The sequence below is a fragment of the Comamonas sp. C24C genome (assembly GCF_053345995.1).
Genome location: NZ_JBKFBC010000002.1, coordinates 308,768 through 318,504 on the forward strand (window position 1 = coordinate 308,768; position 9,737 = coordinate 318,504).

9 protein-coding genes and 1 tRNA gene are annotated in these 9,737 nt (G+C 62.9%); 7 read left to right on the top strand and 3 right to left on the bottom strand.

Features of this window, described 5'->3' with window-relative positions; translation table 11 throughout:
- The 3 genes from ACLBXN_RS05105 to ACLBXN_RS05115 form a co-directional block, all read right to left on the bottom strand.
- Positions 1-487 (bottom strand): elongation factor P (locus tag ACLBXN_RS05105; RefSeq protein ID WP_447611377.1); only part of this gene is annotated, 487 nt, incomplete at its 3' end.
- A 194-nt stretch (positions 488-681) separates the two neighbouring features.
- A complete protein-coding gene (gene earP, locus ACLBXN_RS05110) occupies positions 682-1,803 on the bottom strand; it encodes an elongation factor P maturation arginine rhamnosyltransferase EarP (protein WP_447611378.1) in 1,122 nt (373 codons plus the stop codon).
- Between the two features lie 4 nt (positions 1,804-1,807).
- Positions 1,808-2,722 (bottom strand): LysR family transcriptional regulator, encoded by a 915-nt coding sequence (locus tag ACLBXN_RS05115; RefSeq protein ID WP_343677820.1) that lies wholly within the window; start codon positions 2,720-2,722, stop codon positions 1,808-1,810.
- Positions 2,723-2,886: 164 nt separating this feature from the next.
- Between ACLBXN_RS05115 and ACLBXN_RS05120 the strand changes: the two genes are divergently transcribed.
- The 7 genes from ACLBXN_RS05120 (at position 2,887) to ACLBXN_RS05150 (ending at position 9,727) form a co-directional block, all read left to right on the top strand.
- Positions 2,887-4,119, top strand: a complete 1,233-nt coding sequence (locus tag ACLBXN_RS05120) for a CaiB/BaiF CoA transferase family protein (protein ID WP_059440479.1) — start codon at positions 2,887-2,889, stop codon at positions 4,117-4,119.
- A complete protein-coding gene (locus ACLBXN_RS05125; protein WP_447611379.1) occupies positions 4,116-5,108 on the top strand; it encodes a hydroxymethylglutaryl-CoA lyase in 993 nt (330 codons plus the stop codon). Before ACLBXN_RS05120 ends, ACLBXN_RS05125 begins: the two co-directional genes overlap by 4 nt.
- Before the next feature lie 79 nt (positions 5,109-5,187).
- Positions 5,188-6,174 carry a Bug family tripartite tricarboxylate transporter substrate binding protein gene (locus ACLBXN_RS05130; protein ID WP_447611380.1) on the top strand — a complete coding sequence of 329 codons (987 nt, stop codon included), beginning with the start codon at positions 5,188-5,190 and terminating at the stop codon, positions 6,172-6,174.
- Positions 6,175-6,380: 206 nt separating this feature from the next.
- Positions 6,381-8,333, top strand: a complete 1,953-nt coding sequence (gene uvrC, locus ACLBXN_RS05135; RefSeq protein WP_447611381.1) for an excinuclease ABC subunit UvrC — start codon at positions 6,381-6,383, stop codon at positions 8,331-8,333.
- A 60-nt stretch (positions 8,334-8,393) separates the two neighbouring features.
- Positions 8,394-8,957, top strand: a complete 564-nt coding sequence (gene pgsA / locus ACLBXN_RS05140) for a CDP-diacylglycerol--glycerol-3-phosphate 3-phosphatidyltransferase (protein ID WP_019043474.1) — start codon at positions 8,394-8,396, stop codon at positions 8,955-8,957.
- Positions 8,958-9,364: 407 nt separating this feature from the next.
- Positions 9,365-9,637, top strand: coding sequence for an HU family DNA-binding protein (locus tag ACLBXN_RS05145; protein ID WP_167010782.1), 273 nt, complete (start codon positions 9,365-9,367; stop codon positions 9,635-9,637).
- A gap of 14 nt (positions 9,638-9,651) precedes the next feature.
- A tRNA-Val gene (locus tag ACLBXN_RS05150) sits at positions 9,652-9,727 on the top strand.
- The last annotated feature ends 10 nt before the right edge of the window (positions 9,728-9,737 follow it).

Consider the following 9,737-nt stretch of genomic DNA (forward strand, 5'->3'; position numbering starts at 1 on the left):
GGGGCACGGCCACTTCGAAGCCGGTAGCGATCTTGGCGGGCTTCAGAACCTTGCCGGAGGTATCGCCCTTGACTGCGGGTTCGGTCCAGGTGATTTCGCGCACGATGGTGGTGGGCAGTTCGACGGAGATGGCCTTGCCGTCATAGAACACCACTTCGGCAGTCATGCCGTCTTCCAGGTAGTTCAGTGCGTCAGCCATGTTTTCGGCTTCGACTTCGTACTGGTTGAACTCTTCGTCCATCCACACGTACATGGGGTCGGCGAAGTAGGAGTAGGTGCAATCCTTCTTGTCCAGGATCACGTTGTCGATCTTGTCGTCGGCCTTGAACACGTTTTCCGTGCCGAAGTTGCCGATCAGGCTCTTGAGCTTCATGCGCACGGTAGCAGCGCCACGGCCGCCACGAGCGTATTCGGTCTTCAGAACGATCATGGGGTCCTTGCCGAACATGATCACATTGCCTGCGCGGATTTCTTGAGCGATTTTCATGGCTTGCTTGCGTTTGAAAGGTTGGAGCCGCTCTACACGGCAGGCAAGCTGTTCGCAATGGTCGCTGGAGAAAGCAACGCATCAAAGGTGCGGCGGCGGGGCCTGCCGCATGTACCGCGGCGGGGCGCGACCCCGAAAGCAAGGTCGCTCGGCATACCGGCTGCGACTGCCCTCAGAGAGGCAAAACGTGGATTTTAGCTTTTTTCGGCGACAAAAGCTTGAAGCTGTGCAATCAGTTCGGTTTGTTCGATCAATCTGGCTCGCGCAGCCCTGATGCAGCCGGCACATTCATCAAGCATTTCGCGTGTGAGCAAAGGCAATGTTTGCGGTGCGGTCATGCCATTCCAGGTGTGGTGAAAGCGCCTGAGGCTGTCCGGGGCCTGGAGCCAGTCGAGAAAGGCATTCAGCTTGTCGTGGTGGGCGTTGTCATGCTGGGGGTAGATCTGCCAGACCATGGGCTGGCCCGCCCAGAGTGCGCGGACCAGCGAGTCCTCGCCGCGCACCAGATTCAGGTCGCAGCCCCAGAGCATTTCGTCGAACCGGGCCTGAGGGCGGGCTGGCAGATAGACCGGCTGCATCTGCTGCGCTTGGGGCAGCGCCTGCACGGCAGTCGTGGCGCGCCCGGGGGTGACCAGCAGCCTGGCGTTGAGCGCCTGCTTGTCCGAGAGCTGGGCGAGCAACTGGGGCAGAGCAGCGGGCTCGTAGCAAAACAGCGAGACGGCGCATTCGCCAGGCTGAATGCCTTCTGCGCGGCGCCACGAGTCGCGTTGGGCCATGAAGGCTTGCTGGCGCTGGGCCAGGTTCTGCTCGCGTACCAGCGAGCCGGTGGCTGCCGTAAAGCCGGGGTAGAAGAACCAGCGTGTCAGCCCGGCAGCAGGGCCGCTCATGATGCGTGAGGGCAGGCGATGGCAGCGTTCCACATAGTCTTCGGCCGAGAGATATTCGAGATTGATCCAGACCGCAGGATTGCTCTTCGACGCCTTGTCTGCAATGGCGCTCACGAATGCCGCGGGAATCTCGCAGCCGAAGGCCTCGATGACCACATCGCCAATCGATGCCGGCACGTTCGCGGCTTGCGCGGGCCAGGCATGCACGCTCAGGCCGGGCGGCCAGGGCAGGGGGGCCATCCATTGCAGGGCGCTGGCATCGTCCATCCACAAACGTACCTGCTGGCCGCGGGCGGTCAGCTCTGCGGCTGTGCGCCAGCACACGCCCACGTCGCCGAAGTTGTCAATCACCTGGCAGAAGATGTCCCAGCACAGCGAAGGATGGGGCGCCCCGGGGGCGGGCAAAGGCATGGGTGAAAAATCGGGCATGGGTTCAGTCTTTATCGGTTGATGCGCTCTGGCACAGGTGCTCGACCAGCAATTGCGCGACGGGCGAGAGTGCGTCCTGGGAGCGTACGCAGAGCATGAGCTGGCGCTCGGCCCAGACTTCGTCCAGGCGGATGCAGCGCAAGGGCAGGGCGCCCATGTAGATATGGGCGCTGCCCTCGGGAAGAATGCCAACGCCCAGGCCGGCGGCCACCATCAGGCACAGGGCGTCATAGCCGGTCACCTTCATGCGCAAACGCGGCTGCAGGCCCTGGTCGGCGGCAGAGCGGGTGATCAGGTGGTTGAGCGCGCTGTCGGCATGCATGCCGATCAGATCATGCTCGATGACCTGCTCCAGGCGCAGCCTGTGCTCGCCGGCCAGCGGATGGGATTGGGGCATGACCACGGCCAGCCGATCCCGGCGATAGGGGCGCAGGCTGATCTTGCTGCCGTAGCTGCCGTTGTTGAGCAGGCCGATGTCGGCCTCGTTGTCGGCCACGGCGCGCGCGATATCGGTGCTTACGCGCTCCTGCAGCCTCACGTCCACCAATGGGTGCCGGCTCAGAAAGCTCTGCAGCTGGGCAGGCAGAAACTGGGTGATGCTGGAAATATTGGCCATCACCCGCACATGGCCGCGCAGGCCTTGTTCGCCGCCCTGGGCATAGTCCTTCATCTGCGTGGCGATGCCGTCCAGCTCGTTGAGCACGCCACGCGCCATGTTCAGCAGGGCGTAGGCGGCGGCCGTGGGCTGGCTGCCCCGGTTGCTGCGTGTGAACAGCTCAAGCTGCAGCTGATCCTCCAGCTCGGCCAGGCGGCGGCTGGCGGCCGAGGGGGCGATGTGCTCGCGTGCTGCGGCACGCGCGATGGCGTTTTCCTCCATCACGGCCACAAACAGGCGCAGGGTGATTGGGTCCAGTTTCATGAGGACTGCATTATCCCGCCTGGCTATGCCCAAATGCGATGGCAGCTTCGCATTTCAGCGTTTTGCAGGACTGATCTTCAAGGGCAAGATGATTGAAAAGCCGTTTCGCTTGGTGTTGGTCAACGCAAAGCGGCACAGCAAGACAACCATCGAGAGACAAACGGATGACGACGATGAATATCCAAGACCCCGCAACGCAGACCGCCACGCCGCGCGCGCTGGAAGGGGTGAAAGTGGTGGAAATGGGCCAGCTGATTGCCGGTCCCTTCTGTGGCAAGACCCTGGGCGAGTTTGGTGCCGATGTCATCAAGATTGAGGCGCCCGGTGCGGGCGATCCGCTGCGCAACTGGCGCCTGATCAAGGAAGGTACCTCCGTCTGGTGGCAGGTGCAGTCGCGTAACAAGCGCTCGGTCGCGCTCGATCTGCGCCAGCAGGAGGCGCAGGCCGTGGCGCGTCAGCTGATCGCCGAAGCCGACGTGCTGGTCGAGAACTTCCGCCCCGGCACGCTGGAGGGTTGGGGCATGTCGCCCGAGGAGCTGCACGCCATCAACCCCGGCCTGGTGATTCTGCGCATCTCCGGCTACGGTCAGACCGGCCCCTATCGCGACCTGCCGGGTTTTGGCGTGATCGGCGAAGCCATGGGCGGGCTGCGCCATCTGACGGCCGAGCCGGGTCGGGTGCCGGTACGCGTGGGCGTGTCGATAGGCGATACGCTGGCGGCCCTGCACGGCGTGATCGGCGTGATGATGGCTCTGTACCACCGCAAGGTGAACGGCGGTCCCGGCCAGGTGATCGACGTGGCCCTGCATGAGGCTGTCTTCAACATCATGGAAAGTCTGATCCCCGAGTACAGCGCCTTTGGAGCCGTGCGCGAGGCCGCCGGCAGCGCGCTGCCGGGCATTGCGCCCTCGAATGCCTACCCCTGCCAGGATGGCTGGGTGCTGGTGGCGGGCAATGGCGACTCCATCTTCAAGCGGCTCATGACGGCCATCGGCCGCCAGGATCTGGCCGATGCCCCCGATCTGGCCGACAACGCGGGCCGCGTCCAGCGCGTGGCCGAGATCGATGCCGCGATCGGCGCCTGGACGCAGGCACGCAGCGTGCAGACGGTGATGGACGAGCTGGGCGCGGCACGCGTGCCGGCCGGCAAGGTCTACACGGCCAAGGATATTGCCGAAGATCCGCATTACCAGGCGCGCGAGATGATTCTGACCCAGCGCACCCGCGATGGTTTCGAGCTTCAGGTGCCCGGCGTGGTGCCCAAGCTTTCGCTGACGCCGGGCACGGTGCGCAGCAGCGCCCCCCATGTGGGCGACGACACCGATGCCGTGCTGGCCGAGATCGGCCTGAGCGCCGAGCAGATCGCGCAGCTGCGCGCCAAGGGGATTGTCCAATGATGGCTGCCGACCTGAATACGAAGGTGTGGACCGGTGCGGGTCGCCGCATCCATATGAACGAAGTCGGCACGCGCGACGGTCTGCAGATGGAGCAGGCCTTCGTGCCCACCGAGGACAAGATCGCACTGGTCAATGCGCTGTCCGAGGCGGGCCTGTCCAAGATCGAAGTCACGGCCTTTGTCTCGCCCAAGGCCATCCCGGCCCTGCGCGACGGCGAGATCGTGATGCGCGAGATCGCGCGCCGGCCGGGCACGGTCTACACGGCGCTGGTGCCCAATGTGCGTGGCGCGGAGCGTGCGATCGATGCGCAGACCGACGAACTCAATCTGGTGATGTCGGTCAGCGAGACGCACAACCTCTGCAATCTGCGCATGCAGCGCAGCCAGTCCTTCGAGGCGCTGAGGCAGGTGATCGCGACGGCGCAGCAGGCGGCAACGCCCGTCAACGTGTCGCTTTCCTGCTGCTTTGGCTGCCCCATGGAAGGCGATGTGGCCGAGGCCGAAGTGCTGGACTGGGTGCAGCGCTTTGCCGATCTGGGCGTGCAGGGCATCACGCTGTGCGACACCACGGGCATGGCCTATCCCAACCAGGTGCATTCCATGGTCCTGGCCTTCAAGGCGCGCTGGCCGCAGCTGGGCCTGACCCTGCATTTCCACAACACGCGCGGCATGGCGCTGGCCAATGTGCTGGCCTCCATAGCTGCGGGGGCGGATCGCTTCGACGCCTCGATTGGCGGCCTGGGCGGCTGTCCCTATGCGCCGGGCGCCTCGGGCAATGCCTGCACCGAAGAGATCGTGCATGCGCTGCAACTCATGGGCTATGACACAGGCACAGACCTGGCCCGGATTGTGGCGGCTGCTCGCAGCCTGCCGGCACTGATCGGCCACGAGACGCCCAGCCAGATCGTCAAGGCCGGTGCGCGCTGGGACCTGCACCAGCCGCCAGCGGATTTTGCCGAGATCAAGGAACGCGCCCAGGCCAGAGCCTGAGACTGTTTTCGCCCCCGCTGCATCGGCTCTTTCGGGGGAAGGAGCTGGTGCGGTTCAACATTCCAACAAGGAGACAAACATGACTGTTCAACGTCAACGCCTTCATTTTCTGCTCGCGGCGGCCGCTGCCGTGACCGGCCTTGCCAGCGCCCCGGCCATGGCCCAGGGTAGCTATCCCAGCAAAACCGTGCTGATGATCGTGCCCGCTGCCGCGGGCGGTACCACCGATCTGGCCGGCCGCATGGCCGCGCAGGCGCTGGCGCCGGTGATCGGGCAATCGGTGGTGGTGGACAACAAGGGCGGCGGCAACGGCGCCATCGCCGCCAATCTGGTCAAGCGTGCGGATGCCGACGGCTATACGCTGCTGATGCAGTACTCGGGCTACCACGTCATCTCCCCGCACCTGACCAAGGCCAGAAGCTGGGAGCAAAGCGACTTTGCCCCTGTGGCCAATGTGCTGTCGGCTCCGCAGATCATCGTGGTGCGCTCCGAGCTGCCGGTGAAGACGCTGGCCGAGCTGGTGAGCTACACCAAGGCCAACCCCGGCAAGCTCAACTACGCCTCGTCGGGCAACGGCTCGCTGCAGCATGTGACGGGCGCCATGCTGGAGCAGCAGGCCGGCGTGAAGATGGTGCATGTGCCCTACAAGGGCACGGGCCCGGCGCTGCAGGACCTGCTGGGCGGTCAGGTGGACCTGACCTTCGGCACCGCGCCTCCCTTCATGCCCCATGTGCAAAGCGGCAAGCTGCGCGTGCTGGCCGTGACGGGCAAGCAGCGCCTGCCCAGCCTGCCCAATGTGCCCACCACGGCGGAAGCCGGCTACCCGGGCGTGAACGCCACCTCCTGGTTTGCCGTGTTTGCGCCCAAGGCCACGCCACAGCCCGTGATCGACAAGCTGGCTGCCGATATCAAGAAGGTGGTCGAGGACCCCGCCTTCAGGAAAAAGGCCGAAGAGCAGGGCGCCACGGCAGACTATATGAACCCGCAGCAACTGGCGGCCCTGGTCAAGACCGAATACGGCAACTGGGCGCAGGTGGTGAAGTCGTCCAGAATCGAAGCCGAGTAAGCTGCAGGTTGCAGGGATTGCCCCGAATCCCTTGGATCTAAAAAAGGAGCTGCTATCGCTTGATAGATAAGGATTTCAGAATGAAAAGTATCTGAAATTCAATCTCATCAAACGCTGGCAGCTCCTTTTATTGATATGCAGAACGCTGCCCGGTCGTTTGAGTCGCTTGCTGCCGGATTCGTCCACATGCGCAGACAATAGCGCCCATGTCTTCCACGCATTCCGCCGAACTGCTGGCCCAGGTGGCCGCGCTGCCGCCATTGCCGGGCGTCTATCGCTATTTCGATGCTGCCGGTGTCCTGCTCTACGTGGGCAAGGCCATCAACCTCAAGCGTCGCGTTTCCAGCTATTTCCAGAAGGAGCATGGCGGCACGCGCATAGGCCATATGGTCAGCAAGATCGTGCGGCTGGAGACCACGGTGGTGCGCTCCGAGGCCGAGGCACTGCTGCTGGAAAACAACCTCATCAAGACGCTGTACCCCAAGTACAACATCCTGTTCAGGGACGACAAAAGCTATCCCTATCTCAAGATCACCGGTGTGGCCCATCGTGACGGCAAGGAGGACGAACCTGCGTTTCAGGAGTTTCCGCGCATTGCCTACTACCGTGGTGCCGTGGACAAGAAGCACCGCTACTTCGGCCCCTATCCCAGTGCCTGGGCGGTCAAGGAAAGCATACAGTTGCTGCAGAAAGTCTTTAGGCTGCGCACCTGTGAAGACACGGTGTTTGCCAACCGCAGCCGCCCCTGTCTGCTCTATCAGATCAAGCGCTGCACCGGCCCCTGCGTGGATCTGATATCGCCCGAGGCCTATGCGCTGGATGTGCGCAATGCCGAAGCCATGCTGCGCGGCGAAACCAGCGAGCTGTTGCAGCAGCTTGAAGCGCGCATGATGGCGCATTCCGACAAGCTGGAGTTCGAGCAGGCGGCCGAGGTGCGCAACCAGCTTACGGCGCTGTCGCGCGTGCTGCACCAGCAGGCGATCGAAACCACCGACGACAAGGACGTGGACATCCTGGCCGTACGCGTGCAGGGCGGCCGCGCCTGCGTCAACCTGGCCATGGTGCGCGGCGGCCGCCACCTGGGAGACAGGCCTTACTTCCCGGCGAATCTGGGCGATGCCGCATCGGTCTACTCCAGCGAGGAAGAGGTGGATGCCGCAGCCGAGGCGCGACCCGTGGAGGAGCTGGTGCTGGAGGCCTTTATCGCCCAGCACTATGTCGGCGTGGCCGTGCCGCCCACGCTCATCGTCAGTCATCCCGTGGAGAAGCGGCTGGTGGAGTTGCTGACCGAGCAGACCGGCGTGCGCATCACCGTGGTCCAGCAGCCGCGCGAGCAGCGCCGCATCTGGCTGGAGATGGCGCAGAAGAATGCCGACATCCAGCTGGCCCGCCTGCTGGCCGAAGAGGGCTCGCAACAGGCGCGCACGCGTGCTCTGGCCGAGGCACTGGACCTGCCGGTCGAAAATCTCGACGAGCTGACCATCGAATGTTTCGATATCTCGCACACCAGCGGCGAAAGCACCAAGGCCTCCTGCGTGGTGTTCCATCACCACAAGATGCAGAGCAGCGATTACCGCCGTTTCAATATCGAAGGCATCACCGGCGGCGACGACTATGCGGCCATGCGCCAGGTGCTCACGCGGCGCTACAAGCCCGTGGCCGAGGCGCAGCGCGAGGCGGGCGGCGCCGAGCTGACGGGCAAGCAGCCGCATCTGCCCGATCTGGTGCTGGTCGACGGCGGCAAGGGCCAGGTCAGCATGGCGCGCGAGGTCTTCACGGAGCTGGGTCTCGATCTGTCGCGCATCGTGGGCGTGGAAAAAGGCGAGGGCCGCAAGGTCGGCCTGGAGGAGCTGGTGTTTGCCGACGGGCGCGACAAGGTCTATCTGGGCCATGACTCGGCGGCCCTGATGCTGGTGGCGCAGATCCGCGACGAGGCGCACCGCTTCGCCATCACCGGCATGCGCGCGGCCCGCGCCAAGGTGCGCACGGGCAGCAGCAGCCTGGAAGATATTGCGGGCGTGGGGCCCAAGAAGCGGGCGCGATTGCTGCAGCGCTTTGGCGGCGTGCGCGGCGTGGCCGATGCCAGCGTGGACGATCTGATGACGGTGGAAGGCATTTCCGCAACGCTGGCCGAAGAAATCTACAAGGCGCTGCATTGATGCAGGCTGAGCGAGCGCGAATCCGCACTGGCGCAGCCTGCTCGTGACACAATGACACCCATGTTCTTCACCATCCCTACTGTGCTGACCCTTACGCGGATCGTGGCGATTCCGCTCATCGTGGGGGTGTTTTACGCGCCGCTGGATCAGGCGACCCGCAACCTCATCGCCACGGTGATGTTTGTCGTGTTTGCCGCCACCGACTGGTTTGACGGCTATCTGGCCCGCAAGCTCAATCAGACGTCGGCATTCGGTGCTTTTCTAGATCCCGTTGCCGACAAATTCCTGGTCTGTGCCTCGCTGCTGGTGCTGGTTCATCTGCAACGCGCCGACGTGTTTGTAGCGTTGATCATCATCGGACGCGAGATTGCCATCTCGGCACTGCGTGAGTGGATGGCCCAGATCGGCGCCAGCAAGAGCGTGGCCGTGCACATGATCGGCAAGGCCAAGACCATGGCCCAGATGGTGGCCATTCCCTTTCTGCTCTATGACGGAGTGGCATTCGGAGTGATCGATACCGGCGTATGGGGACAGTGGCTGATCTGGATTGCCGCAGTGTTGACCGTCTGGTCCATGGTCTACTACCTGCAAAAGGCATTGCCCGAAATTCGTGCCAGGCTCTGAAGTCCGTAACGAACCTCTCTGAAAGCGCTTGTTCATCAAGCGCTTTTTGCTGTCTGGCGGGTTGCTTTCGGAGCGGCAAAAAAGATCTGCCGCGGCGCATCGCGCGACCTGATCGGACTGCAGATTTTGTCAATTGTTGTCAATTGGTGAAGCCGACACGGAAGAAGCTTGAAAAAAGCCGCTGTGGATGGCCGAACCCGCTCAAAAACCGCATAGAATCTGGTTCTGTCGCTGGAATGCGCAGCGCGAGTTGGCGTCAAAAATGTCAGCGGCTTCAGGAAAAAGTGGGCTTGCCCATACGCAAAAACTGATAGGCTGGCTTCCGTCTTTATCGCGACTGGTTTCTTGCTGCGCAAGGTTTGCGTTCGCAGAGACATTCCATTCACTTATTTCTCGAGAGGCATCTTGTGAATAAAACCGAACTGATTGAGCACATCGCTAACAACGCCGATATTTCCAAGGCCGCAGCTGCGCGTGCACTGGATTCCACGATCGACGCAGTGAAGAAAACACTGAAAAAAGGTGGTACAGTATCGCTTGTTGGTTTTGGCACATTTGCTGTTGGCAAGCGTGCAGCTCGCACCGGTCGTAACCCCCGTACTGGCGCTTCCATCAAGATCAAGGCGGCCAAGGTGCCTAAATTCCGTCCGGGCAAAGCATTGAAAGATGCTCTGAACTGACACCAAGTTTCAGTGGGTCCTTAGCTCAGTTGGTAGAGCGGCTCCTTTACACGGAGTAGGTCGGCGGTTCGAGACCGTCAGGACCCACCACAGAAAAACA

Coding starts and splice junctions, on each gene's coding strand:
- ACLBXN_RS05130 (WP_447611380.1), top strand. CDS start 5,188: ATGACTGTTCAACGTCAACGCCTTCATTTTCTGCTCGCGGCGGCCGCT.
- pgsA (WP_019043474.1), top strand. CDS start 8,394: ATGTTCTTCACCATCCCTACTGTGCTGACCCTTACGCGGATCGTGGCG.
- ACLBXN_RS05125 (WP_447611379.1), top strand. CDS start 4,116: ATGATGGCTGCCGACCTGAATACGAAGGTGTGGACCGGTGCGGGTCGC.
- earP (WP_447611378.1), bottom strand. CDS start 1,803: ATGCCCGATTTTTCACCCATGCCTTTGCCCGCCCCCGGGGCGCCCCAT.
- ACLBXN_RS05120 (WP_059440479.1), top strand. CDS start 2,887: ATGACGACGATGAATATCCAAGACCCCGCAACGCAGACCGCCACGCCG.
- ACLBXN_RS05115 (WP_343677820.1), bottom strand. CDS start 2,722: ATGAAACTGGACCCAATCACCCTGCGCCTGTTTGTGGCCGTGATGGAG.
- uvrC (WP_447611381.1), top strand. CDS start 6,381: ATGTCTTCCACGCATTCCGCCGAACTGCTGGCCCAGGTGGCCGCGCTG.